General features: G+C 65.6%; 23 protein-coding genes and 2 tRNA genes. 13 read left to right on the top strand and 12 right to left on the bottom strand.

Annotated elements, in window-relative coordinates; genetic code table 11:
- The first annotated feature begins 22 nt into the window (after positions 1-22).
- Complete coding sequence (locus tag R3C13_RS04780; protein WP_371310116.1) at positions 23-1,537, top strand: phosphomannomutase/phosphoglucomutase; 1,515 nt, start codon at positions 23-25, stop codon at positions 1,535-1,537.
- Between the two features lie 33 nt (positions 1,538-1,570).
- Here R3C13_RS04780 and R3C13_RS04775 read toward each other — a convergent pair whose 3' ends face one another.
- Positions 1,571-2,203 carry a glutathione S-transferase family protein gene (locus R3C13_RS04775; protein WP_371309670.1) on the bottom strand — a complete coding sequence of 211 codons (633 nt, stop codon included), beginning with the start codon at positions 2,201-2,203 and terminating at the stop codon, positions 1,571-1,573.
- 159 nt (positions 2,204-2,362) lie between these two features.
- On the opposite strand from R3C13_RS04775, the gene R3C13_RS04770 reads away from it, so the two are divergent.
- The 4 genes from R3C13_RS04770 (at position 2,363) to R3C13_RS04755 (ending at position 6,075) form a co-directional block, all read left to right on the top strand.
- Positions 2,363-3,673, top strand: a complete 1,311-nt coding sequence (locus R3C13_RS04770) for a UDP-glucose/GDP-mannose dehydrogenase family protein (protein WP_371309669.1) — start codon at positions 2,363-2,365, stop codon at positions 3,671-3,673.
- Positions 3,674-3,700: 27 nt separating this feature from the next.
- Entirely contained in the window at positions 3,701-4,351 is a 651-nt protein-coding gene (fsa, locus tag R3C13_RS04765; RefSeq protein WP_371309668.1) for a fructose-6-phosphate aldolase, read from the top strand.
- A 3-nt stretch (positions 4,352-4,354) separates the two neighbouring features.
- Complete coding sequence (gene thiD, locus R3C13_RS04760) at positions 4,355-5,173, top strand: bifunctional hydroxymethylpyrimidine kinase/phosphomethylpyrimidine kinase (protein WP_371309667.1); 819 nt, start codon at positions 4,355-4,357, stop codon at positions 5,171-5,173.
- An 83-nt stretch (positions 5,174-5,256) separates the two neighbouring features.
- Positions 5,257-6,075 carry a PhzF family phenazine biosynthesis protein gene (locus tag R3C13_RS04755; RefSeq protein ID WP_371309666.1) on the top strand — a complete coding sequence of 273 codons (819 nt, stop codon included), beginning with the start codon at positions 5,257-5,259 and terminating at the stop codon, positions 6,073-6,075.
- Positions 6,076-6,861: 786 nt separating this feature from the next.
- Here the strand turns inward: R3C13_RS04755 and R3C13_RS04750 are convergent.
- The 9 genes from R3C13_RS04750 to htpX form a co-directional block, all read right to left on the bottom strand.
- A complete protein-coding gene (locus R3C13_RS04750; protein ID WP_371309665.1) occupies positions 6,862-7,056 on the bottom strand; it encodes a hypothetical protein in 195 nt (64 codons plus the stop codon).
- Positions 7,057-7,070: 14 nt separating this feature from the next.
- Positions 7,071-7,655, bottom strand: a complete 585-nt coding sequence (locus R3C13_RS04745; RefSeq protein ID WP_371309664.1) for a hypothetical protein — start codon at positions 7,653-7,655, stop codon at positions 7,071-7,073.
- Complete coding sequence (gene purH, locus R3C13_RS04740; protein ID WP_371309663.1) at positions 7,656-9,257, bottom strand: bifunctional phosphoribosylaminoimidazolecarboxamide formyltransferase/IMP cyclohydrolase; 1,602 nt, start codon at positions 9,255-9,257, stop codon at positions 7,656-7,658. It abuts the gene before it with no gap.
- A 54-nt stretch (positions 9,258-9,311) separates the two neighbouring features.
- The gene (locus tag R3C13_RS04735) at positions 9,312-11,204 is read right to left on the bottom strand and encodes a polysaccharide biosynthesis protein (RefSeq protein ID WP_371309662.1); all 1,893 of its coding nucleotides are present in this window, start codon (positions 11,202-11,204) and stop codon (positions 9,312-9,314) included.
- A complete protein-coding gene (locus R3C13_RS04730; RefSeq protein WP_371309661.1) occupies positions 11,201-12,928 on the bottom strand; it encodes a heparinase II/III family protein in 1,728 nt (575 codons plus the stop codon). Before R3C13_RS04730 ends, R3C13_RS04735 begins: the two co-directional genes overlap by 4 nt.
- Positions 12,929-12,949: 21 nt before the next feature.
- Positions 12,950-13,618 carry a ribulose-phosphate 3-epimerase gene (rpe, locus tag R3C13_RS04725; protein ID WP_371309660.1) on the bottom strand — a complete coding sequence of 223 codons (669 nt, stop codon included), beginning with the start codon at positions 13,616-13,618 and terminating at the stop codon, positions 12,950-12,952.
- Positions 13,619-13,697: 79 nt separating this feature from the next.
- Positions 13,698-14,189 (bottom strand): glycine zipper 2TM domain-containing protein, encoded by a 492-nt coding sequence (locus R3C13_RS04720; protein ID WP_371309659.1) that lies wholly within the window; start codon positions 14,187-14,189, stop codon positions 13,698-13,700.
- 111 nt (positions 14,190-14,300) lie between these two features.
- Entirely contained in the window at positions 14,301-15,608 is a 1,308-nt protein-coding gene (locus R3C13_RS04715; protein WP_371309658.1) for an RsmB/NOP family class I SAM-dependent RNA methyltransferase, read from the bottom strand.
- Positions 15,609-15,612: 4 nt separating this feature from the next.
- Positions 15,613-16,521: a zinc metalloprotease HtpX gene (htpX, locus tag R3C13_RS04710; protein ID WP_371309657.1), complete on the bottom strand. Its 909-nt coding sequence runs from the start codon at positions 16,519-16,521 to the stop codon at positions 15,613-15,615.
- A 115-nt stretch (positions 16,522-16,636) separates the two neighbouring features.
- Here htpX and R3C13_RS04705 point away from each other — a divergent pair, with 115 nt between their 5' ends.
- Positions 16,637-16,843, top strand: a complete 207-nt coding sequence (locus R3C13_RS04705; RefSeq protein ID WP_371309656.1) for a DUF1674 domain-containing protein — start codon at positions 16,637-16,639, stop codon at positions 16,841-16,843.
- Between the two features lie 146 nt (positions 16,844-16,989).
- Positions 16,990-17,454 carry a hypothetical protein gene (locus R3C13_RS04700; protein WP_371309655.1) on the top strand — a complete coding sequence of 155 codons (465 nt, stop codon included), beginning with the start codon at positions 16,990-16,992 and terminating at the stop codon, positions 17,452-17,454.
- Here the strand turns inward: R3C13_RS04700 and R3C13_RS04695 are convergent.
- Both R3C13_RS04695 and R3C13_RS04690 read right to left on the bottom strand, forming a co-directional pair.
- Complete coding sequence (locus R3C13_RS04695; RefSeq protein WP_371309654.1) at positions 17,451-18,635, bottom strand: acyl-CoA dehydrogenase family protein; 1,185 nt, start codon at positions 18,633-18,635, stop codon at positions 17,451-17,453. The genes R3C13_RS04700 and R3C13_RS04695 overlap by 4 nt on opposite strands.
- Positions 18,636-18,729: 94 nt before the next feature.
- Positions 18,730-20,595 carry a DUF885 family protein gene (locus tag R3C13_RS04690; protein ID WP_371309653.1) on the bottom strand — a complete coding sequence of 622 codons (1,866 nt, stop codon included), beginning with the start codon at positions 20,593-20,595 and terminating at the stop codon, positions 18,730-18,732.
- Positions 20,596-20,702: 107 nt separating this feature from the next.
- Here R3C13_RS04690 and hemC point away from each other — a divergent pair, with 107 nt between their 5' ends.
- The 6 genes from hemC (at position 20,703) to R3C13_RS04660 (ending at position 25,503) form a co-directional block, all read left to right on the top strand.
- The gene (gene hemC, locus R3C13_RS04685) at positions 20,703-21,650 is read left to right on the top strand and encodes a hydroxymethylbilane synthase (protein WP_371309652.1); all 948 of its coding nucleotides are present in this window, start codon (positions 20,703-20,705) and stop codon (positions 21,648-21,650) included.
- A complete protein-coding gene (locus R3C13_RS04680; protein ID WP_371309651.1) occupies positions 21,647-22,351 on the top strand; it encodes a uroporphyrinogen-III synthase in 705 nt (234 codons plus the stop codon). Before hemC ends, R3C13_RS04680 begins: the two co-directional genes overlap by 4 nt.
- A gap of 46 nt (positions 22,352-22,397) precedes the next feature.
- On the top strand, positions 22,398-23,567 hold the full coding sequence (locus R3C13_RS04675) for a COG4223 family protein (protein ID WP_371309650.1): 1,170 nt from the start codon (positions 22,398-22,400) through the stop codon (positions 23,565-23,567).
- A complete protein-coding gene (locus tag R3C13_RS04670; protein WP_371309649.1) occupies positions 23,564-24,997 on the top strand; it encodes a heme biosynthesis protein HemY in 1,434 nt (477 codons plus the stop codon). Before R3C13_RS04675 ends, R3C13_RS04670 begins: the two co-directional genes overlap by 4 nt.
- 80 nt (positions 24,998-25,077) lie before the next feature.
- Positions 25,078-25,153, top strand: a tRNA-Thr gene (locus R3C13_RS04665).
- Between the two features lie 265 nt (positions 25,154-25,418).
- A tRNA-Leu gene (locus R3C13_RS04660) sits at positions 25,419-25,503 on the top strand.
- The last annotated feature ends 23 nt before the right edge of the window (positions 25,504-25,526 follow it).

Below are 25,526 nucleotides of genomic sequence, written 5' to 3'. Positions count from 1 at the left end.
AAACGCCGGAGATCCCGACATGATGCCCAAACCCCGCGCCGACCTCGCGCCCAATACATTCGAATTCGAAGTCCTGCCGCTGGTGAAGCCGACCGGCTTCCGCGAATATGATGCCCGCTGGTGGTTCAACAGTATCGGCAAGGAGAAGGCACCGGAACTGAACCTGACCGGCGTGCAGGCCCTCGGTCTCGGCATGGCGACGCTGTTCCACGAACTGGGTGTCGAGCCGAAAGTTGTGACCGGCCATGATTTCCGCTCAATCAGCCAGCCGATCAAGAACGCGCTGATCCTCGGCCTCACTCAGGGCGGTTGCGAAGTGATGGATGTCGGCCTTGCGCTTTCGCCGATGGTTTACTGGAGCCAGTTCGAACTGGACGCTGCCTGCTGTGCGATGGTGACCGCCAGCCACAATGAAAATGGCTGGACGGGCGTGAAGATGGGCGCCAACCGGCCGTTGACCTTCGGCCCGGAAGAAATGGGCCGCCTGAAGGAAATCGTCATGGGTGGCGCCTTTGTCGAGCGCGCCGGCGGCAAGCATTACCGTGTCGACGGTATCCGGGAGAAATATATCGCCTCGATCGTCGACGGTGTGAAACTATCGCGCCCGCTGCGCGTGATTGCAGCCTGCGGCAACGGCACGGCCGGTGCCTTCGCCGGCGACTGCCTGCGCGCCATGGGCGCCGACGTGATCGAGATGGATTGCAATCTCGACAACACGTTCCCGAAATACAATCCGAACCCGGAAGATGCAGAAATGCTGCATGAAATGGCGAAAGCCGTGAAGGAGCTCGGCGCCGATGTGGCGCTCGGCTTCGACGGGGACGGGGACCGCTGCGGCGTCGTCGACAATACGGGCGAGGAAATCTTCGCCGACAAGATCGGCCTGATGCTGGCCCGCGATCTGTCGAAGATCTATCCGGATGCTAAATTCGTCGTCGACGTGAAATCGACCGGTCTCTACAAGACCGATCCGGTGCTGAAGGCCAACGGCGCGACGGTTGATTATTACAAGACCGGCCATTCCTACATCAAGCGTCGCACGACGGAGCTCGGCGCGCTCGCCGGGTTCGAGAAATCCGGCCACTTCTTCTTCCGGCCGCCAATCGGGCTCGGCTATGACTGCGGCCTGACCGCCGCCAAGGCCGTGCTGCAGATGCTGGATCGCAACCCCGGCAAGACCATGGCGGACCTGAAAGGCGAACTGGGCGTGGCCTATACCTCGCTCACCATGTCGCCGCACTGCGACGACGAGACCAAGTATGGCATCGTCGACAAGATGGTCGAGGAATACAAAGGCCTCCACGGCACGGAAATCCTTGGACGGAAGGTCATCGACGTGAACACGGTCAACGGTGCCCGCGTGACGCTGGAAGACGGCTCCTGGGTGCTGGTGCGCGCTTCGTCCAACAAGCCGGAACTGGTCGTTGTGGTCGAATCCATGGCCAGCGATGCCGACATGAAGGATCTCTTCCACAAGGAAGTGAAGCCGCGCCTCGGCAAGCATCCCGAAGTCGGCGCCTACAACCAGGAAATCTGACCCGCCTCTAGCGGGGCGACGGCAGGGCAGGGGTCAACCCGGAGGGGTCGGCCCTTGCTCGGCCATGGCGGCATCGTCGAGCGCCGCTGCTTTCAGGCGCGCGGGGCGGTTTTCAAGCCGTGCGAAATAGGCAGCCAGCGCGTCATGCGCCGGCAGCGATCCGAATTGCAGGCCCCAGCCGACCTGCGAGCCGACATAGACGTCCGCAGCGGTAAACTGATCGCCGCAGATATAGGGCGTGTCCGACACGGCCTTGATGAGCGTCGAATACATGTCGTCGAAATCGCCATAGCCTGCCATCATCTTGCGGTCGCCTGGAACGGTGAAACCCATCGACCGGTTCGTGACCGCCGACTCGACCGGGCCGGCCGCGAAGAACAGCCAGCGATAATAGGCCCCGCGCTTGTCGGTTGGCGGCGCCAGTCCGGCCGCCGGAAAAGCGTCGGCCAGATAGGCGCAGATCGCCGCGCATTCAGTGACGGTCTGGTCCCCATGCACGATGGCCGGAACCTTTCCCATCGGGTTGATGGCCAGATAATCCGGCCCTTTCATTGTTCCGCCATAGGACAGGTAGGTCACATCATAGGGCGCGCCCGTTTCTTCAAGCATCCAGCGTGCGATGCGGCCGCGCGACATGGGGTTTGTGTAAAATGTGATTGCAGCCATGCGCCCCTCCGTTTGTTCATGTTTTGATCCTGTTCCTGTGAAGCCGGAGAGTCAAGCTGAATCAAATTCAGCCGGGCGGTCCTCGGCTCTTGACCTTGCGGCACAAAAATCGCACCCCTCCAGCGAGTTTTCCGGCCCAAGTGTTCTGAGGTTTCCCCCATGCGTGTCGCAGTTATCGGTACGGGCTATGTCGGCCTGGTTTCAGGTGCGTGTTTTGCCGATTTCGGCCACGTCGTGACCTGCGTCGACAAGGACGTCACCAAAATCGAAAAGCTCGAAAACGGCATCATGCCGATCTACGAGCCCGGCCTCGACAGCCTGGTCGCCAAGAACGTCAAGGAAGAGCGCCTGTTCTTCACCACCGACCCGGCCAAGGCGATCAAGGATGCCGATGCCGTCTTCATTGCGGTCGGCACGCCGAGCCGCCGCGGCGATGGCCATGCGGACCTTTCCTATGTCTATGGAGCGGCAGAAGAGATCGCCCAGCTGATGGACGGCTTCACGGTCGTTGTGACCAAGTCGACGGTTCCGGTCGGCACGGGCGACGAAGTCGAAGAGATCATCCGCAAGGTGCGTCCCGATGGCGATTTTGCCGTGGTCTCGAACCCGGAATTCCTGCGCGAAGGTGCCGCCATCAAGGACTTCAAGATCCCGGACCGCGTGGTCGTCGGCACCGATGACGAGCGCGCCCGCCAGGTGATGAAGGAACTCTACCGGCCGCTGTTCCTCAACGAGACGCCGATCCTGTTCACCTCGCGCCGCACCTCCGAGCTGATCAAGTATGCCGCCAATGCCTTCCTCGCCGTGAAGATCACCTTCATCAACGAGATGGCCGATCTCTGCGAAAAGGTCGGCGCGAATGTGCAGGAAGTTTCGCGTGGCATCGGCCTCGACGGCCGCATCGGCTCGAAATTCCTGAATGCCGGTCCCGGCTATGGCGGCTCCTGCTTCCCGAAGGACACGCTCGCCCTCACGAAGACGGCGAACGATTATGACAGTCCCGTGCGGATCGTCGACACGGTTGTCGAGGTCAACGCCGCCCGCAAGAAGGCGATGGCGACCAAGGTCATCGCGGCGATGGGCGGCGATGTGAAAGGCAAGACGATCGGCGTGCTGGGCCTCGCCTTCAAGCAGAACACCGATGACATGCGCGACGCGCCGAGCCTCGACATCCTGCCGGCGCTTCAGGCAGCTGGCGCGAAGATCAAGGCGTTCGACCCGGAAGCCATGAAAGAGGCGTCTCACCTCCTGAAGGACATCGAGTTTGCCGCCAATGCCTATGAGGCCGCCGAGGGCGCAGACGCGCTCGTCATCGTGACCGAATGGGACCAGTTCCGCGCCCTCGATTTCGACCGCCTCAAGAAGGCGCTCAAGAGCAATGTTGTCGTGGACCTGCGCAACATCTACAGTCCGGAAGACATGGCCGCCAAAGGCTTCGCCTATACTTCCATCGGCCGCCCTTCCGTTTGATTCGAGGCTTCTGTAAGGATCTGACCCATGAAGTTTTTTGTTGATACCGCTAACACTGATGAGATCGCCGAACTGGCCGCAACCGGCCTCATCGACGGCGTGACCACCAATCCGTCGCTGGTCGCCAAGGCCGGCCGGCCGTTTGCCGAAGTGATCAAGGAAATCTGCGACCTGGTCGAAGGCCCGGTCAGCGCCGAAGTCGTCGCGACCGATTATGACGGCATGATCAAGGAAGGCCGCAAGCTGGCGAAGATCGCCAGCAACGTGACCGTGAAACTGCCGCTGACCTGGGACGGCCTGAAGGCGTGCAAGACGCTGACCGGCGAAGGCACGATGGTCAACGTGACGCTCTGCTTCTCGGCGAACCAGGCGCTGCTGGCCGCGAAGGCCGGCGCGACGTTCATTTCGCCCTTCATCGGCCGCCTGGACGACATCAATCTCGATGGCATGGAGCTGATCGCGGACATCCGCCAGATCTATGACAACTACCTGTTCGACACGGAAATCCTGGCCGCGTCGATCCGCACGCCGAACCACGTCAAGCAGTCGGCGCTGGCAGGTGCGGATGTGATGACGGCGCCGCCGTCGGTGATCAAGACGCTGGCCAATCATCCGCTGACGGATAAGGGCCTCGAGACTTTCCTCGCCGATGCGAAGAAGGCCGGAATCAAGGTCTGATCCATGGCCGAGGCCGAAGGCCCGAGGGGCCGCGTCCTGATCATTGCCGGGTCCGATTCCGGCGGCGGGGCCGGCATCCAGGCAGACATCAAGGCTGTGACCATGCTGGGCGGTCACGCCATGACGGCGATCACCGCGATCACCGCACAGGACACGAAGGGCGTGCATGGCGTCTGGCCGGTGCCGCTTGACGGCGTACTGCGCCAGATCGATGTGACGCTGGCGGATATTGGCGCCGATGCGGTCAAGACCGGCATGCTGGGCACCGCGCAGCTGGTCGAAGCCGTCGCTGAGCGTCTGGCCGAAAAGGCGATCATCATTCCGCGCGTGATCGATCCGGTCATGGTGGCCACCTCGGGCGACCGGCTGGTGAACGAGAAAGCCGTCGGCGCGATCCGCTCCGAACTCGTGCCGGGCGCGCGGCTCGTCACGCCGAACGCGCCGGAGGCGGAAGTGCTGACCGGCAAGGCGGTCGAGTCCGTAGACGGACAGAGGCGCGCAGCGGACCGTTTGCTGGAACTTGGCGCTCATGGGGCGCTGGTGAAGGGCGGGCATCTCGGCGGCAACAAGGTGGTCGATGTGTTACAGACGACGACCGGGGAATGGATCTTCGAGAGCGCGCGCATCCAGACGACCTCGACGCATGGAACCGGGTGCACGCTGGCGTCCGCGATTGCGGCCTTGCTGGCGCAGGGCGAGAGCGTGCCTGACGCGGTCGAGCGGGGCAGGGAGTATCTGATGGGCGCGCTCCGGGCGGCGAAGGGATTTGGCCATGGTCACGGCCCGGTCCATCATGGCTGGCTGCTGGACAAGGACGAATAGGCCGGCTCAACGGCCTTTCAGAATTCATCGTTTCCGATGCGCACCGATCTGTGGCAGAGGAACGGCCCACTCTGGAGGCCGTGATGCCGGACTTGCCTTTCTACCAGATCGACGCCTTTGCCACGAAAGCCTTTGAAGGCAATCAGGCCTGCGTCATGCCGCTTGATGAATTCCTGCCGGATGCGGAGCTTCTGGCGATCGCGGCGGAGAACAATGTGGCCGAGACGGCCTATATCGTTCCGGCGGGCGAGGGCGTCTGGAAGCTGCGCTGGTTTACGCCGGCTGTGGAAGTGCCGTTGTGCGGGCATGCGACGCTGGCGAGTGCGCATGTCCTGTATAATGAGCTGGGATTTTCGGGCGAAGTGATCGGCTTCGATACGGTGAAGTCCGGGCGGCTCACGGTTCGACGGCTTGAGGATGGCCGGCTGGAAATGGATTTTCCTTGCGGCCCCGTGACGGAAATTCCGGTGACGGATGAAGTCTCTGAAGCGCTTGGCGCGCGGCCGGTTCAGGCGTGGGGCGGGATGTTCTATGCCGCCCGGTTCGAGACGGCGGACAAGGTGAAAGCCCTGAAGCCGGACCTGAAAGCCCTGAAGGATCTCGGCGTGCCGGGCGAGGGCTGGGACCGGGGCAATTTCGGCTGCTTTGCCGCAGGCGGAGACGGCGTGGACGTGACCAGCCGGTTCTTTGCACCCGGCAGCGGCATCGACGAAGACCCGGCGACCGGCAGCTGGCACACCATGCTGGCCCGCGTGATGAGCCAGCGGTTCGGTAAGACGTTCCTGCGGTGCTTCCAGGCCTATCCGGGCCGGGGCGGCTTCATCGACACGCGCCTTGAAGGGGACCGTGTGAAGCTGATCGGGCGTGCGGTGACGGTGATTGAAGGGCGCTTCAGGTTGTAGGCAGCATTTGCGGCCGGAGCGGCGGGTGCCGTCCGGTGGGGGAGTTTGGGTTGCCGTCCATTTCCCGCAGACCCCTGCCATTCCCCGAAGCACATGAGGCGCCATCGGGAGATGGATACCTGCTTTCGCAGGTATCTGCGGAGAGTTGGATTCTGTGCGGCGGGGCGCGCGCGGGCGGCAGGGCTCCGGAAAATCCTACGGTGAGGCTCCGGGAAGGCTCCGGAGGGGCGCGGGGGAGTTGGCCCCTTCTCCCCTGGGAGAAGGGGGTGGGGATGAGGGGCGACGGAGATTCGGCGCGAGCAGCGCTTGCCGCAATGCCTTGACCCCTCACCCCAACCCCTCTCCCGAGGGAGAGGGGCTGAATTGCCAGCCGCTCCCAGCGCGGCACTTCAGGCGCGTCATACACATACAGATCCTCCGCAGGCGGCAGATCGCAAAGCATGGTGATGCGGATGTTGCCGAAACAGTCGACGGCGAGCAGCGCATTGAGGCCCGTGCGCTCATGCCATCTGGCAAAGCGGACAAGATTCCAGATCAGCCACGGCCAGAACAGTGGCCAGACATGATCGAAATAGGGTTTGAGGCCTGGGTGCATCGTTCGGGCAGTGTGCCGCGCATCGATGGCCTGCCGGATTGAGTCCGTCCGCCCCTGTCATGCGGGCAAACACATCGCGTTGATCCGGGGCCTTGCGGCTGGTGTGCGCACACCACAAATACGGCCCCGGCTATTTGCTGCGCAAATTCCGGGATGACAGAAGTGGGGTGGGATAAGGCTTGTCTCTGTCCTCACGCGTCCGGCGCGGGGCCGAGGAGGGGCATGATGTCGACGCTGTGGCAGGGAAAGATCGTGCAGTGGGGATGGTCGGCGAAAAGCTCCGCCGCGGCCCGCTTTTCCTCAGCGGTCATGGCATACCAGGCCTGCCATTGGGGGCCGGTCTTGTCGCTGTAGAAGACTGCGAGATAATGGCCATCCGTGCTCATCGGCATGATTCCGGTCAGTCACCGCCCCATGGGGCAGGGGGAGCGGGCACTGGCTTCGACGTATCGAATTCGAGGCGGAAGAAACGGCCGGGGCGCTCCAGTTCGTAGGCGAACAGGCTATGCGAGGGCCGCACTTCAATGGCCCAGACATTGTCCTTCGACTGAGGGATACCTTCCGCGTCGAACAGGGTCTTTGTCGCTTCATCGGCGGGGAAGTTCATGCGGCTGCCGCTGAATCGGTCGTCCCGGTTGCCGCCATAGCCGCTGAGGGGGTCGAAGCTGCCGTCTTCATGGCGATGCGCATGATGCAGGGCAAGATGGCCGTCTTCGCGATGGATGATCCATGTGCGGGAGCGGTCGTCGCCGACATGCAGCGGGATGCGGATTTCGTCGTCCGAACAGGACCGCACATGCATGATGATCGTCTGGCTGCGCCAGGTGTCATCCTGCGGGTCATCGCTGGCGACATGGCCTTCAAACGCCTTTCCGCAGAGGGCCGAGAGGCGATGCATGAATTCCGCTTCCGGCAGCGCCGCGCGGTTGCAGGCGCTGACCGTCAGCACGGCGGCGGCGAGCAGGAGGGTGCGCACCGGGCCCATCTAGTGCCGGAAGTGGCGCATGCCGGTGAACACCATGGCGAGACCGGCCTCATTGGCAGCGGCGATGACTTCGTCGTCGCGGATCGAGCCACCCGGCTGGATCACGGCGGTGGCCCCGGCGGAGGCAGCCTGCAAGAGGCCGTCCGGGAACGGAAAGAAAGCGTCCGAGGCGGCGACGCAGCCCTTGGTCTTCGGCTCTGCCCAGCCGGCGGCCTCGGCGGCGTCTTCCGCCTTGCGGGCGGCGATGCGGGCAGAGTCGATGCGGCTCATCTGGCCGGCACCGATGCCGACGGTCGCGCCGTCTTTCGCATAGACGATGGTGTTGGATTTCACATGCTTGGCGACGCGCCAGGCGAACAGCATGTCGGTAAGTTCCTGCTCGGTCGGGGCCTTTTTCGTGACGATCTTCAGGTCAGCCTTCGTGATGCGGCCGAAGTCGCGGTCCTGCATCAGGAAGCCGCCGGCGACCGTTTTCAGGAAGATGCCCGCGGCGGCAGGGTCCGGCAGGCCTTCGGTGATCAGCAGGCGGAGATTCTTCTTCCTGGCGAAGACGGCCTCGGCCGCGGCATCGGCGCCGGGGGCGATGACGACTTCGGTGAAGATCTGCGAGATTTCCTGTGCGGTCGCCTCGTCCAGCGGACGGTTGAGCGCGACGATGCCGCCGAAGGCGGAGGTCGAGTCGCAGGCGAGGGCGGCGCGGTAGGCTTCGATGATATTGGCGCCTTGCGCCACGCCGCAGGGATTGGCGTGCTTGATGATGGCAACGGCCGGCGTTTCGGCGCCGAGTTCGCCGATCAGCTCATAGGCCGCATCGGTATCGTTGATGTTGTTGTAGGAAAGCTCCTTGCCCTGAAGTTGCCGTGCCGTGGCAACTCCGGGGCGCTTCTCGCCGGTGACGTAGAAGGCGGCCTTCTGGTGCGGGTTTTCGCCATAGCGAAGGCTCTGCTGCAGCTTGCCGCCAATGGCGGCCCAGTCGGGGGCTTCCTCGCCGAGCTGGCGGGCATACCAGCCGGAGATCGCGGCGTCATAGGCGGCGGTGCGGGCATAGGTTTTCGCGGCGAGCTTGCGGCAGAGGGCGACGGAGACTTCGCCCTTGCTTGCTTCCATTTCGGCCAGCACCTTGTCGACGTCGCCCCCATCGGTGCAGACGGCGACAAAGGCGCCGTTCTTGGCCGCCGCGCGCAGCATGGCCGGGCCGCCAATATCGATATTCTCGATACAGGTCTCGAAGTCTGCGCCGGAGGCGACGGTGGCTTCGAAGGGGTAGAGATTGACATAGATGAGGTCGATGGCGCCGATGCCGTGGGTCTCGGCGTCCTTCACGTGGGAAGGATTGTCGCGGAGATAGAGCAGGCCGCCATGCACGGCCGGGTGAAGGGTTTTCACACGGCCATCCATCATTTCCGGAAAGCCGGTGAGGTCGGCAACGTCCTTCACCGCGAGGCCTGCCTCTTTCAGCGTTTTCGACGTGCCGCCGGTGGAGACGAGTTCGACGCCCATCGCGGCGAGTTTCTTCGCCTGCTCAACAAGACCGGTCTTGTCGGACACCGACAGAAGGGCACGGCGGATGCGGACGGGCGAACCGCTGGCGGCGTCTGACATCGGGGAATCTCCAGGCTGCTTTTGCCGCGCGGGGTAGCACGGCAGGGCAGGGCGTCAAGCGATGTGCCTGAAGGATTTGTCGCCGCGCCGTTCGCCATATTCCGGCACCATCGCGCCGAGCAGGCGCAGGGCCTCCGACCGGTCGCGGCGGGAGGCCGCCTCGATCAGGGCGGCGAGCTGCTTGTCGAAGAGTTCGGAGGAGGGTGGATGGCTCGTGACTTTCAGCACGCCGTCGACTGGCGTGTTCATCACCGCCTCATGCTCATAGGTCAGCGCCTCGTGCAGCTTCTCGCCCTCGCGCAGGCCCGTTTCGGTGATCTGGATGTCGACGCCGGGGACAAGGCCCTTGAGGCGGATCATCGTCTCGGCGAGCTGGAGGATGGCCATGGGCTCGCCCATGTCGAGGACGTAGAGCTCAGACCGGCTCTTTTCCTGCTGCAGCGCGGCGGCCTGCAGGACGAGGGCGGAGGCTTCTTCCACGGTCATGAAATAGCGGGTGACGCCCATATCGGTCAGCGTGACCGGGCCGCCCTCGGCGATCTGTTTCTCGAACAGCGGCACGACCGAACCGGACGAGCCGAGGACATTGCCGAAGCGGACCATGGCGGCGGCCATGCCGGTCTCGGCCGTGATGTGGGAAATCGCGATTTCGGCGAGGCGCTTGGTGGCGCCCATGACGTTATCGGGCTCCACCGCCTTGTCGGTGGAGATGAAGACGAAGCGCTTGGCGCCCACGGCGGCGGCGGCGCGGGCGGCATTCACGGCGCCGGCCACATTAGTGAGGATGGCCTCGCAGACATTGCGCTCCATCAGCGGCACATGTTTCAGCGCGGCGGCGTGGATGACAAGCTGCGGCTGGACGCTCTGGAACACGTCGCGCACGCGGCTCGCATCGCGCACATCGCCGAGGCGGGTGCTGAAGGCGACGTCCGGTGCTGCCCGGCGCAGCTCAAGGTCGATGGCGTAGAGATTGTACTCGCAGGAATCGAGAATGGTGAGGCTTTCCGGCTTCAGGCCGGCGACCTGGCGGGCGAGTTCCGAGCCGATCGTGCCGCCACCGCCGGTGACGAGGACGCGCGAATCCTCCACCAGGTCGCGCACCGGGTTGATGTCCAGCATGCGTTCCGGGCGGGCGAGCAGGTCGGCCGGGCGGATGCGCTCGGTCACCTGCGCCGTTTCGTCCGGATTGAGCGCCATGATGGCCGCGCCGCGCTCCGAGGCGACCTCGAGAATCTGCATCATGATCTTGCGGCGGCGCGCCTTGCCGGTCACCGCGACCCAGGGGGTCTGTCCGTAGCGGACCGTGAGGACGTCGATGACATTGGCGAGTTCGCCGATCCCGCCGAAGATCGGGACGCCGCGAATGGCCCGGCCAGGATCGTTGCCCTCGACATCAATGAGGCCGAGTATGCGGAGGTTCTGCATCTGCGATGGCGCCTGAAGCCTGCGGATCACGGCGGCGCAGTTGGTCGCGTCGCCCACGAGCAGGACCGGCTGGGCATTCCGGGCGACGGGCGTGAAGATCTGCAGCGGCTGGTGCGTGGAGCGCGAGAGCGCAATCATCCGGCCGAGGAACAGGCTCATCGTCCACAACAGGAGTGCCGTCAGCAGGACGGTCCACGGCTCGGCCAGCGGGCGGCTGAACATGGCGGCGAAGGGCAGGTAGACCAGGCCGGCCAGGGCCACTGCCTGTGCCAGGCGCACGGCGTCCGGCCATCCCATGTGACGCCAGACCTGCGTGTGCACCTTGAGGACCACAATGCTGACTGCGGCCGACAGGACGAAGACCAGGACGCTGACCAGGGCGGGCAGAAACTCGAACGGTTCACGGTTTTCGACCACCCACCACACAATCAGATTCGACAGGACCATCGCCGCGGCCGCGATGGCGAGATCGAACCCCAGTGTCAGGGCAATGGCTCGCCGGGCTGCGCGCTGTGGTGTCATGCAGTCGCTTCCTTCACAAAGGCCCAGCGGATGCAGTTTGGCGGTTCCTGTCCATCGCTGTTCGGATCCGCAAACCCCGCTATGACGATCTGCTCGGGTCGTTCCACAACACCGCTGGCGAGATACGCCGTCCGCTCAAGTCTTGCCCCTTCATGACTCGTTTTGAAACGCCATACAGCCCCATTATCGCATAAAAGGCGAATTGCATCCTTGCTCATCATTGCTGTCACTGTGGGATGCAGATGGAAACGTATCTCAAAATTAATGTGCTTGCGGTCTTCCGCGGGGGGCTGGGAGATCGGGCGCACGAGCGAATCCTCGCCGGCAAGACGGTGTCCGCTGGCCGCCATGAACAGGCGCCGACGGTGCAGGAGGCCGTTTGATGCCTTGTAGCCGCCATGCTGGGCGTCAAGCCAGATCTCGTCCGACTCCTCCAACCGCTTGGCGGAAATGCCTTCCGGCCCGCTGGCCGACTGCAGCCGCGTTTCCTCGTTCAGGGTGAAAACGGCCGAGTCGCGTCCGGCAAGGATCAGCGTCGAATGGGCGCTGGTGCGGCGGACGGCGGCCTGCCAGTCGACATTCACTTCCGAGCTGAAGCCGCAGGAGGTGACGATGCGGCTGGCCCCGTCCGAAAGCTCGAAGCCGAGGGCCCCGGCATGGGCGAGATCGCCGAAGGGCTGGCCGGGTGCCTCGCCGCAGTCGAGCACCAGCCGGAGGCCATGCTTCTCCAGTTTCTGAAAGCCGGATTTCGGAGCAAAGGTGAACTTCCGGGGTGGGGCAGGCAGGCGCGACAAGGCGGCATCCACCACTTCCGGCCGCGATTCGTCCCCGTCATTGAACGGATTGAGGGCACCGTCCGGCACCTGGAAGAAGGCGACCATCGCCCCCATGCGCGGGATCCACTTGCCGAAAAACTCCGGGACGCCATGGCCGGCGCGTTCCAGCAGTGCCTCGAGGCTCTGCAGCTGCAGGAGGCAGTTCAGCGTGCGCGACGGGGCCCGGCTGACATGTCCGCCATCTGGCAGGATCTGCGCGGTGCATTCGGCATCCAGCCGGTCGAGCGCCGGTCCGAGCGCCGGAGCATCATTGAAGCAGGCCGCATGGGCGACCAGGACCACGGCTGCGTTCCAGCGCGCCTTCGGGTCGACCGCGGTATCGGCCAGTTCGGCTAGATAGCGGACCTGTCGGGCATAAGAGTCGAGCCGCTGCCGGCAGGCTGCTTCGGTGCCGGTTTCGAACAGATCCTCGCCGCAGCGCAGCCAGTTCCAGAGACGCACCGCCGTCGGTTCCAGCCGCCAGGAAAAGCCATTGAAATTGCCGTGCTGGGCAATCCAGGCGTCGACCAGAGCGCGGGCGCGCTGGCCGGCGTCCGCGCCCTGCGCAAAGAGGTCCGGCAGCCAGGCAAACCGGTGCAGCCGGTCGGCGACATGCTTGGACGGCAGCGTGACGTTCCAGGGGTCTTCGTCGGGCGACAGCGTCATCCGCGACATGCCGAACCGCCAGACACCCTTCATCAGCGCCTCGCCGCGCAGCATGTCCGGCGGCACGAGGTCCGGCAGGTGAAGGGCGAACCGGACCGGCGCGGGCGCGGATTGTTTCAGGCGCTGCAGGGCACCGATCTTGACGTCTTCCCCGGCCGTGCCGCGGAAGCGCCGCCACAGCGCCGCGTCTTCGGCGCCGGAACGGGCCCGATCAGCGAGGGAATGGCTGTCTCCACCTGACACCCGAAGCCGACCTTCCTGACTCTAAGCGTGCACACCCGGACGCAACGCGCGGATGTTCCCGGCATAGGCCGCCGGGCCGCCCTTGAATACGGCCGAACCGGCGACGATGGCGGTAACGCCCGCGGCAATGGCGCGGGGGGCCGTCTCTGCGTTCAGGCCGCCGTCAATCTCGAGAATGATGTCGCGGCCCGACTGGTCGATCATGCGGCGCAATTCCTCGACCTTGGCAAGCTGGCTTTCGATGAAGGCCTGGCCGCCAAAGCCCGGATTGACCGACATGACGAGGATCAGGTCGATGTCGCCGATGACCGGCTGGACCACGCTGGCGGGCGTGGCGGGATTGAGGGCGACGCCGGGGCGCATGCCGGCCGCGCGGATCGCCTGTAGCGTGCGGTGCAGGTGCGGGCCTGCCTCCGGATGCACGGTCAGGATGTCGGCGCCGGCCTTGGCGAATTCATGGATGAAAGGGTCCACCGGCGCGATCATCAGGTGCACGTCGAAGGGCTTTTTCGTGTGCGGACGGAGCTTCTCGATGACCGGAGGGCCGAAGGTGAGGTTCGGCACGAAATGGCCGTCCATCACGTCAATGTGGATCATGTCGGCGCCGGCCGCGTCGATGGCGCGGATTTCCTCGCCAAGACACGCAAAATCAGCCGACAGGATGGAGGGGGAAATCAGCACCGGACGCATGGAGTCTCCCTAAATGGGAACAGCCGGCCACACAAGGCGGCCGGCTGTCCAATTTGCGCGTGTACGCGGCGTACAGGCCTTAGTATGCGCCGGCCGGGATCAGCTTCCAGCCATCGGCACCGGCGATGATGTCGACCGGGGTGCCCGGCGCGATGTAGACATCGGCGCCCTGGATGATCTCTTTCACTTCGCCGCTGGAGAAGCGGACGATGTAGGCAAAGCCCTTCTTGGTGCCAACCGCCTTGCCGGCTTCGTTGCCGGCCATGCCGCCGAGGACCGCGCCGCCGATGGCGCCAGCGGTCTGGGCCTTGTCGCCGCCGCCGAGTTCGGAGCCTGCAAGCCCGCCGAGGACCGCGCCGGTTGCCGCGCCGATGATCGAGTTGTCGGGGCGGATCGTCACTTCGCGCACGGAGGTCACCGTGCCCTGGTAGACGGTCGAGGCCTGGCCGACGGAGCGCGTGGACGCGGTGCCGACGCCGGAATTGGTGGTGCAGCCTGCGAGGGCGAGGCTGAGCGCCAGGAAGGTGCCCGCGGCAAGCTTGCCGGTGGAGGCGCGGAGGGTGGAAACCATAGTCATTTCAGTCAGTGCTCCCTGCACGTTTGATTGGGCTATTTTCGGCGTTTATCCCTGAATGGTGGATGAACCCGAGGCGGCAATTTCAAGGCACTAGCACGATTTCGCTCACATTGGCGTGAGGCGCGATATGAAGAATACGTCATGTTCGGCGCCGTCTTCCGGCACCGTGACGAGGTCACCTTCGGCGGTGAGGCTGTGGTTAAATCCGGGGGTTTCCGCGGCGGTCACCGGCACACGGCGGTAGAGCCCGTCGGCGATCACACGGTTAACGACATCGGCGCTTTCGGAGCGCAGCGGCGTGCAGACGCAATAGACGAGCATGCCGCCGGGACGGACCATGCCGTGGGCGGCTTTCAGTAGCCGATATTGCACATCCGGGAAACGGGCGACATCGGTTTCGCGCTTGGTCCAGGCGCCTTCAGGATGACGGCGGAGGGTGCCGAGGGCGGAGCAGGGGGCATCGAGGAGGACGAGGTCAGCCGGCTCGGCCGGGCGCCAGGTCTCGGCGTCATCTGCAATGATTTCAGCAGAAAGCCCGGTGCGGGCGAGGTTTTCCTCAAGCCGTTTGAGGCGCGGTTTCGAGCGGTCGAGCGCGGTGACGGCAAGACCCGCCGCGGCGAGCTGCAGCGTCTTGCCGCCCGGCGCAGCGCACAAATCGAGGGCCCGTAGCGTGACTTCCGGGGTGGACTGCGTTGACTTAAATTGACCCTCAGCGCCGGCCAGAAGCACCTTGACCGGCAGGGCGGCGGCTTCGTCCTGCACCCACCAGTCGCCGGTGTCATAGCCGGGAAGGGCCTCCACTGTGCCGGTCCCGAGGCGCACGCTGCCGGAGGCGGTGACGGTGCCGCCGGTCAGGCGGGCGACGGCGGCGGGATCGGATTTCGCGGTGAGGTCCAGCGCGGGTTCGCGGAGCTGGGCGCGGGCGGCCCGCTCGGCGCGCTCCGGCCCGAGGCTTTCCTCCATCGCGGCCTGCAGCCAGTCCGGCCAGATGGCGGTGGCGGGCAGGGCGTCGAGATCGGCCGGTTCGCGCGCGGCGCGGCGCAGGACCGCGTTCAGGAACTTCCCGCCCGAGCGGGCCTCCGGCCAGTCCTTTGCGGATTCGACCGTTTCGGAGACGGCGGCATGTTCCGGCGTGCCGAGGCGCCAGAGCTGGACCGCGCCGACGCGGAGCAGGGCGCGCACCGCCGGGCTGACCGCTTCGATGGGGCGGGTGAGCAGCGGCTCCAGCGCAAGGTCGATGCGGCCAAGCTCCCGAAGGGCGGCGCTGGCAATCGCGCGGGCAAATCCCCGGTCGGCACCTTCGAGCGTGTTGAACGGATCTGAGAGGGTGAGGGCTTCGTCCAGCGTGCGGCGCTTTTCGAGCGTCAGCACGAGGAGATCGGCGGCAGCCCGCCGGACGGTCGCTCCGCTCAACGGCTCAGCCCCACGGGCCGGCTTCGCGGCGGGCCGCCGGGGAGGCCGGGGCCGAGGTCACACCCATTTCGGCGGCGAGGCGGCGCAGCGCCTCGACCCGGTTGGCGGTGGCCGGATGGGTGGAGAAGAGATTGTCGGCGCCGCGCCCGTTCAGCGGGTTGGCGATATACATGTGCGCCATGGCGGGGGCGCGCTCGGCCGGGATGTTCATGGTGGATCGGGCGCCGCGTTCGATCTTCTCAAGCGCCGAGGCGAGCCAGAGCGGGTTGCCGCAGATTTCCGCACCGAGACGATCCGCCTCGTATTCGCGCGAGCGGGAAATCGCCATCTGGACGAGGCCGGCGGCGAGCGGGGCGAAGATCATCACGGCGATGGCGGCGATCGGATTGGCGCGTTCACCGTCGCGCCCGCCGAAGAAGAAGGCGAAGTTGGCAAGCATGCCGATGGCGCCGGCAATGGTAGCGGTCACGGTCATGGTGAGCGTGTCGCGGTGCTGCACGTGGGCGAGTTCGTGCGCCATCACGCCGGCGACCTCTTCGCGGTTCAGCATGGAGAGGAGGCCCGTCGTTGCGCAGACGGCGGCGTGCTGAGGATTGCGGCCGGTGGCAAAGGCGTTCGGCTGCGGCGTCTCGATGATATAGATGCGCGGCGGCGGCAGGCCTGCCCGGTCGGCGAGCTTTTTCACGTCATTGGCAAAGGTGCGGATCACGGGCGGGGCGCTTGCCGGGTCGATCTCGCGCGCCCCCTGCATGCGCAGCACGATCTTGTCGGAGTTCCACCAGGAAAACACATTCATCAGGAAGGCCACGACAAAGGCGATGGCCATGCCGGGCACGCCGCCCACGAGATAACCGACACCCATGAACAGGGCGGTCAGCACGGCCAGCAGGATGAAGGTCTTGAGGGTGCCCATGGGCAGAAAACTCCGTTAACAGGGGAGCGGAAGGGATGATTCCGGAACCCGGTACCCTATATGGCGAGCGTTAATGAATGGGGAAGTCCCGATGAGCGCGGATAACAGAAAGGTCATGGCTGATCTGCCTGCGGAAGAAGCCGCCAGGCGTGCCGCCCTGCCGGAAGCGGCGCAGCGTGCCCTGGCCGAGGCCGATGCCCGCAAGGCGGCGGAAGCCGCAGATTCCGCGGCACTTCCGGACGACGAGCAGGGCGGGCCGACCCGGATCGAGCCGACCCGGTTCGGCGACTGGGAACGCAAGGGCATCGCCTACGATTTCTGAGGCGAGACGGAAGGTCGCGGTTCCCGCGCTGGGTTAAGCCGTTTGCCCTGAGCGCCCCGCTTTGCCTAACTGGCATGGTAAACTGGCCTCAGGGTTGCGTTGTGAGGTGAAAATCGACGCGAACCACGCCTTCAAAGGGGAAAACCATGTCGAAACGGAACATTCTGGTCAGCCTTGCGCTCGCTTCGGCACTGTTTGCAGCCCCTGCGCTTGCCGACGGCAAGCCTGTGAAGCCCGTGCGCGGACCGACCCCGCTGAAAGCCCAGCCCTATTGCGAAAGCGGCAAGGGCTATTTCGACGATCACGGCCGCTTCGTGTGCCCGGTCGTCACCCGGACCGTGACGCGTACCGTTACGCCGCCGACCGTGACCCGTGTGGTCGCCCCGCCGCCGGCCGCGGTTTATGACTTCTCCGGCTTCAATGGCGGCGTCGGCTCGTCCATCGGCAGCGGCTATTATGGCGGTGGTGGCGGCTTCATCTTTGAAGACCGCACGCGCTTCTCCGGCGTCCTGCAGTCCTCGGCATCGGCCTTTACCTTCAACAAGAAGGTCAAGCGCGTGACCCGCCGTCCGCCCCCGCGTCCGCCGGGCGGTGGGTGCGGCTGCAACTAAAGCCCCAATACTTTGCGTGCGATGATGTTGCGCTGAATCTCGTTGGTGCCGCCATAAATCGATTGGGCCCGGCCCGCGAAATAGGTTGAGAGATCCCGGCCGGGCGACCCGCCGGGATCATTCATTTGGGACCAGAACGATATGTGCGGCTGGGCGAACGCGCCGGCCGCATCGACCATGAGTTCCGTGATCTGCTGGTGGGTGACGGTGGCGAGGATCTTGACCGTCGAGGCCGCATCGCCCGGCGAGCCGCCCTGCGCCAGCGCCGAGAGGATGCGAAAGACGGTCATTTCCAGTCCGTCCACGGCCATTTCCGCTTCCGCCAGACGCCGGGCAAAGCCGGCATCGTCGATCAGGCGCGCGCCGCCGCCGTCCGGCGTGGCGGTCGCGACTTCGCGGACATGGCGCAGCATTTCGCGCTTGCCGCCGATCCGGGCGTAAGAGGTGCGCTCGAAGCCGAGCAGGTATTGCGAATAAGTCCAGCCCATGCCGGCCTCGCCGATGCGGTTTTCCTCCGGCACTTTCACGTCTTCGAAGAAGACCTCGTTCAGGACATGGTTGCCGTCGATGGTGATGATCGGCTTCACCGTCACGCCGGGCGCGTCGAGGGGGCAGCAGATGAAGCTGATGCCCTGTTGTTTCTTCTCTTCCTGAGACGTGCGGGCGAGGAGGAAGATCCAGTCGGCGTGCTGGGCGGCGGAGGTCCAGATCTTGTGGCCATTGAGCGTGTAGGTGCCGTTTTCAAGTTTCGCGCTGAATTGCAGCGAGGCGAGGTCGGAGCCTGATCCGGGTTCGGAATATCCCTGCGCCCAGCCGACCGAGCCGTCGCGGATGCCGGGCAGCCAGCGCTGTTTCTGCGCGTCGGAGCCGAAGGTATAGATCACCGGGCCGACATAGATGACGCCCATCGGGGTGACGGTGGGCACACCGGCGCGTTCCAGTTCCTCGTCGAAGACGTATTGTTCCTCGATCCCCCAGCCGGGGCCGCCATAGTCCTCCGGCCAGGCGGTGGCGAGCCAGCCCTTTGCGCCCAATGCCATTTCGGAGCGGCGGACGTCTCCGGTCGTCAGGGGCGCGCCGGCCTTGTATTTCCGGATGATGTCTTTCGGGAATTCGGACTCGAACCAGCGGCGCACATCGGCGCGGAAGGCTTCGATCTCGGGGCTGAAGGCGAGGTCCATGGGGCGCTCCTGAAAGCTTGCCCCAAAAGCGTAGGGCAGGGCCTGCGCTTGGCAAGCCCTGCCCCAAGGTCGCCGCCCGTCGGGCGTCAGTCGATCAGGATGCCTTGACTTCCGCGATCCACTGGTCGACGCGGCGCTCGAGCAGGTCGAGCGGCAGGGCACCGCCGCCGAGCACGGTGTCATGGAAGGCCTTGATGTCGAACTTGTCGCCAAGCTCGGTCTCGGCCTTCTTGCGCAGCTCCTGGATCTTGATCATGCCGATCTTGTAGGCCGTGGCCTGGCCCGGCATCACGATATAGCGGCGCACTTCGGAGCGGGCCTGCGCGTCGGTGATGGCGGCATTGTCCTTGAAGTATTCGACGGCCTGTTCCTCGGTCCAGCCCTTGGAGTGGAGGCCCGTGTCGACGACGAGGCGGATGGCGCGCCACATTTCAGAGCCGAGGCGGCCGAATTCCGAGTACGGATCCTGATAGGTGCCGGGGAATTCCTTGGCCAGCCATTCCGAATAGAGCGCCCAGCCTTCGACATAGGCGGTGAAGCCGGCCTGGGTGCGGAATTGCGGGACGTTTTCCAGCTCCTGCGCGATCGAGATCTGCATGTGGTGGCCGGGGATGCCCTCATGATAGGCGATCACTTCCAGCTCGCGCTTCGGCATCGCGGTCATGTCGGAGAGGTGGGCGTAATAGATGCCAGCGCGCGAGCCGTCCGGCGTGCCGGGGAAGTAGTGCTGGGCGGCACCCGGCTGCTCGCGGAAGGCTTCGACGCGCTTCACCTCGATGTCGGCCTTAGGCAGGATGCCGAAATAGTCCGGCAGCTTGGTCTTGATGTTCTCGATGACGGCTGTGGCGTCGTCGATATAGGCCTGGCGGCCTTCGTCCGTGTCCGGATAGTAGAAGCGCTCGTCGTTTTTCGAATCGCGCAGCATGTCGAAGAATTCGTTGAGCGTGCCTTCGTAGCCGACCTGCGTCTTGATGGCTTCCATCTCGCCGCGGATGCGGGCGACCTCGGAGAGGCCGAGTTCATGGATCTCGTCGGCCGTCAGCGCCGTCGTCGTCATCTGCTTCAGGCGGTCATTGTAATAGGCTTCGCCGTCCGGCTGGAGGTAGGCGCCGACCGGCTGGTTGGAATCCGGCGAGTTCGCCATGTCCTCGGTCGCAAACGCGATGATGTTGAAATAGGCGCCCATGAATTCGTCTTTGAGGGCGGAGACCGCATCGGCCTCCATCGCGTCGGCTTCTTCCTGGGTCATCTTTCCGTCGGCGACGAGCGTGGCAAGTTCGGATTTCACGTCGGCATAGATCGCGCTGTCCTCGCCATCGGTGAAGGGCGCGCCGTAGATGACCTTGGTCGCCTGGTCGATCACGCCTTCATAAGCGAACTTCGGGGCGTGGACGCCGCGGGCGGCGGACTCTTTCGCAACAAGAGTGGCTTCGTTGAGGGCGCGGGCCGATTCGCGGATCCGGTTCACATAGGCGGCCATGTCTTCCGGCGTGTCGACGGTGTGGAACTGGATCAGGAATTGCGGGATGAAGCCCTGCGGGCCGTTCATCTGATCATAGACGAAACCATTATAGCGGTACTTCGCGGACTCCTGCGCCCGCTCCGTCATGTAGATGAGGATGTCCCAGGACAGTTTGTCGGCGTCGGAGAGGTCGTCATAGTTGAATTTCGACTTCATCTCGTCGACGGCGGCGAGGGTCATCTGCAGCTGCTCGTCCTGGCATTCCAGCGTGAAGCAGTCGATCTGGTCGTTCTTGTCCTTGCGGCCGAGGAAAGTCAGCTGCAGCGGGCTCATCTGCAGCATTTCCTCGTATTTCTCGTCGAAAAACTGGTTCAGTTGCTTGCTGATCTCGGCCTGCTCTTCGGCCGTGACCTGGTGGGTGGCGGCAGGGGCGGCAGGCTTGCCGCAGGCAGTCAGGGCGAACGCCAGCGCCAGCGCTGAAACGGCGGTTCTGATCATGGGGGGTCTCCGGATGGGGATTTCTCGAAAAACGATAAAACTCTGTATCCTCATTCCGCGGCCCTGTGTCAATTGGCAAGCCGCTTCAGTCCGGCTAGGGGAGGGGCATGACTGAGCCACGCATCCTCCGTATCGGCACCCGCGGGTCGCCGCTCGCCCTGTACCAGGCCAACCATGTCGCCGCCGCCATCGACGCGAATTCCGGCGGTGCCATGAAGGGCGAGATCGTGACGTTCACCACGTCCGGCGACCAGCTGACGACCGAGCGGCTGATCAATTCCGGCGGCAAGGGCCTGTTCACGCGGGAACTGGACGCCGCTCTCAGCCGGGGTGAGCTGGACCTCACCGTGCACAGCCTGAAGGATGTGCCGTCGGTGCTGGTCGAGGGGCAGGTGTTTGCGGCCTTCCCCGAGCGGGAAGACCCGCGCGACGGCTTCCTGTCGCCGCATGCGGCAAGCCTGAAGGATCTGCCGGAAGGCGCGAAGGTCGGCACGGCGAGCCTGCGCCGGGAAGCCCAGACCCGGGCCCTGCGCCCGGACCTCGAAATCGTCACCTTCCGCGGCAATGTCGCGACCCGCATGCGCAAGCTGGAAGAGGGGCTGGCGGACGCGACCTATCTTGCCATGGCGGGGCTGACGCGGCTCGGCATGCAGGATGTCGCGCATCCGATCCCGCTGACCGACATGCTGCCGGCTGCCGCGCAGGGCATCATCGGCGTCGTGGTGCGCGACGACATGGACAGCGAAGCACTGGAGATCGTCCGTAGCCTGAACCATCAGGCGACCTATGAGGCGGCAATCGCGGAACGGGCCTTCCTGCTGGCGCTCGACGGATCGTGCCGCACGCCGATTGCCGCGCACATGTTCGATGAAGGCGAAGACTGGAAACTGGTTGGCGAAGTGCTGTCCATGGACGGGGCCATGCGCTGGAGCGCCGAAGGCCTCTGCCGCAAGGGCGCAACCGACGTGCAGCTTGAAGCGCTGGGCAAGGAAATCGCCCGCATCGTGCGGCGCCAGGCCGGCAGCAAGATGCCCGCCTTCCGCGAGACATGGTGAGCGGCCCCGTTATCGTTACCCGCGCCGAGCCAGGCGCCTCGGAAACCATGGCGCGGCTTGAGGCGATGGGCGTCACGGCGATCCGGTCGCCGATGCTGGAGCTTGCGGCCCTTCCCGGCATGACGCCGGACCTGACCGGCATTGCGCATATCGTTTTCACCAGCGCCAATGGCGTGCGGTTTTTTGCGGATGCGACGGACTGGCGCGCGGGCAGGGCCTGGTGCGTCGGCCCCTCGACGGCGGACGCGGCACGGGCGGCGGGCTTTCCGGATGTGCATGAGGGCAGCGGCGATGCCGTCGCGCTGGCGGGTGACATGATCGCCGTGCTGCCCGCCGGGACGCGCGGCATCCTGCATGTCGCCAATGAGGCGGCGGCGGGCGATCTCGTCGCGCGGCTGAAGGCGGCGGGGCTCGGCGCGCAATTTCTGGCGCTTTATGAAACGCGGCCGGCGCGAACGCTGACGCCCGCCGCCGGCACCGCCCTGGCGTCCGGCCCGTGCTATGTGCTGGTGCATTCCGCCAGGGGCGCGGCGGCGTTTGCAGGCGTGTGTGCAGACCTTGGGCGGGTGGTCGTGGTCGCGATCTCGGCGGCGGCAGCAGCCCCGCTGGACGGCAAGGGCGCCGCAGCCATCGTCACGGCAGCCGCCCCGAACGAGGACGCATTGCTGGAGGCGCTCGCAACCGCCGGAAAGGGCGCCTGAGACGACCGGTTCCTTTGCCCCGGCGTTCGCGGTAAACCAGTCGCAGATGACCGACGAATCTTCCCCCGAACCCCCCGTCAGCTCGACAGAGCCGATCGATGCCCATTTCGAACCGGCCGACGCGCCCGAGACGTCAGGCGCCCGCCGCAAGCCGGGGGCGTCCGGGCCCGGCTGGATCGGCGCGGGCCTGCTCAGCGTGCTGGCAGCGCTTGGCGGCGGCGTCATCGGCGCGGGCCTCGACCGGGTGCTGCCGGGCGGCAAGGCATCTGCGGCGCAGGCGCCGGCGGATCTCGGCGCCCTGACCGCGCGGCTCGACGCACTGGAAACGGGCAGCGCAGCCGCCGATGACCTCGCCAACCAGATCGCCGCGCTCGGCCGCCGGGTGGACGCAGCGTCTGCCGCAGGCGGCAAGGTCGACCTCACCGGCATAGAAGCACGCCTGAAGGCGCTCGAATCCGTACCGGCCGGCGAAAGTGTCTCGGCCGACGCGCTGAGCCGGGCCGTCGCCGCCCTGTCGGGCCGCCTCGACCAGCTTGAAACCCGGCCCGCAGGGGTCGACCCGATCCGCATCGTGGAGCTGAAAGCCGAACTCGCGGAACTCCGCGCCGACATGGCGAGCAATGCAGGGCCGGATGCGGCGCTCGCCAGTGTGCTGCAGAATGTGCGCACCGGCGAGGCGGACGCGCGGGCCGAAGCGGCCTCTGCCAATGCGCTCGCTGAAGCGGCGCTGGCCCTCTCCGGTATCGAGGCGGCCTCGCGCCGGGGCCTTCCCTTCGAGACCGATTACCGGGCCCTGCGCGCCGCGCTGCCGAAGCTCGATGCGGTGCGGATGCTGGGGCCGGTCGCCTCCACCGGCGCGCCGACGCTGAGCGCCCTGACGCAGGACTTTGCAGAGGTGAGCGAAAAGGCCCGCAAAGTGGTGCCGGAGGAAGAAGCCGGCAGATATGGCTGGCTCAACCGCGTGTTCGGCGGCGCCGTCACCGTGCGCAAGGCCGACGGCAGCGATGAGGATGCCTATGCGATCCTGTCGCGCGCCGAGGATGCCCTGCAGGATGAAGACCTCTCCGGCGCGGTCGCCTATGTCGGCCAGCTGACCGGGCCGCCGGCCGACGCGATGGCCGCATGGACGGACGGGGCAAAGCGGCGCATCAGTCTCGAAACGTCGCTGGAAACGCTGCGCCGCGTCCTGGCGGAAGGGGGAACCGACAGCCAATGAATCGCATCATCGTTTTCCTCGTCTTCCTCCTGCTGTTCGTTGCCATGCTGGCGGTGGGCTGGTGGGCCTACACACTGCCGGGCGAAGTCACCGTGCCGGTGGGCCAGGAAGAAGTGCGCATCAAGTCCGGCCTTGCGGCGCTGGGCGTTGTCTTCCTCAGTGCACTGATCGCGGCGCTGTGGTGGATCATCAGTGGCCTGTTTGTCCTGCCTGGCCGGATCGGCCGCTCGCGGAAACGGGCGCAGGCGCGCAAGGCGAACTCGGCGCTGACCGAAGGCCTGCTCGCCGCCGAGGCAGGCGATGCCGATGCGGCGCTGAAGCTCGCCCGCAAGGCGGCGAAACATGCCGAGGACGAACGGCTGAAACTGCTGCTGGAGGCGCGGGCCGCCGAAGCGAACAATGACTGGGCCGGGGCCGAACGCGCCTGGGGCCAGCTGACGCGCCTGCCGGGCGGACAGCTCGCGGGCCTGCGCGGGGCGGCGACGGCAGCCTCCGAACGCGGTGACCAGCTGACCGCGGAATCCCGTGCCCGGGAAGCGCTCGCGCTCAAGTCGTCCGCCGACTGGCCGTTCAATTCCCTGTTCGACTTACAAGTCTCGAAAGGGGAGTGGGAGAAGGCGCTGGAGACGCTCTCCCTCGGCGAAAAGCGCGGCATGATCAGTGGCGACAGCCTGCGCCGGCGTCGCGCCGTGCTGCACACGGCCCGCGCGGTCGGCCTGCCGCATGACCGGAAGGTCGACGCGCAGAAGGCGCTCGCCGAAGCGATCCGGTCGGCCCCGGCGTTCCCGCCAGCCGCCTTCCATGGTGCGCGCGCCCTGATGACGGATGGCAAGCCAAAGCCGGCGCAGGGCGTGCTGGAACTCGGCTGGAAGGCGCGCCCGCATCCGGCCCTCGCACAGCTCGCCCGCCGCCTCGTGCCGCAGGACACCGCCGCGAACATTGCCGGGCGCCTGCAGGCCCTGATCAACATGAACCCGACCCATCGCGAAAGCCGCATCCTCGCCGCCGAGATCGCGATGGACAAGGCCGACTGGGTCGGCGCGATCCGCTCGCTGGCCCTGCTGGTGGAAGAAAACCCCACCGCGCGGCTCTGCCTGCTGATGGAGCGGGCGCTGAAAGGCTATGGCGACATGGGCGAGGCCAATCGCTGGGGCCGCATGGCCGTCTCGGCCTCGCGCGAGCCTGACTGGTCGGACATCGACCCCAAGGGCAGTGCCTTCGATTTCGACAAGGCCGGCTGGGCCCGGCTCGTCTATGCGTTCGGCGATGTCGGCGACCTCATCCATCCGCGCTACGAAACCTATGGCCGTGAGCTGGAAGCCGGCCGCGTGCTGGCGCTGCCGGGGCCGGAAGAGGACGAACCGCCGAAGCCGAAGGCGCCGGACCGGCCGCTCACCCCCCCGCTCGACTACGCACCGGACGACGACTGACCCAGCGGCGTCCGGAACGGCAAAACCGGCTTGCGAAACGGGGCGTCTGCCGGTATGAGGCGGGCCTTCGAATGGTCTAAGCCGCTATAGCTCAGCTGGTAGAGCATCGCATTCGTAATGCGAGGGTCAGGTGTTCAAGTCACCTTAGCGGCACCATTCATCCCCGGCATCCAGATCTTCAGAAAGCCGGCTGTGCATTCGCCTCTGAAGCCGTCTGTGGCCTGTCCCGGATGCAGGGCGCGGGTCCGAAGATGTGCAGCTTGTGTGCAGGGTCAGCCGGGATGACTTCTCCGGCCCGGGGCGGGTTCGGATCCTGCAATCCGGTTCCACCCGGTCGGCCGCAGCACTCCGGCAAATGTTGCGCAGACACCCCGTTGACGCGCGTGCCCTCGCCCTATACATCCGCGCCTTCCAATCCTGTGCCCAGATGGCGGAATTGGTAGACGCGCACGGTTCAGGTCCGTGTGCCGCAAGGCGTGGAGGTTCGAGTCCTCTTCTGGGCACCAGTACCATATTCGTGTGCATTTTT

The sequence above is a fragment of the Hyphomonas sp. genome (genome assembly GCF_041398385.1).
Classification (GTDB): domain Bacteria; phylum Pseudomonadota; class Alphaproteobacteria; order Caulobacterales; family Hyphomonadaceae; genus Hyphomonas.
The sequence above is the reverse complement of the archived record's forward strand: the minus strand, read 5'-3'. Positions and strand labels throughout refer to the sequence as shown.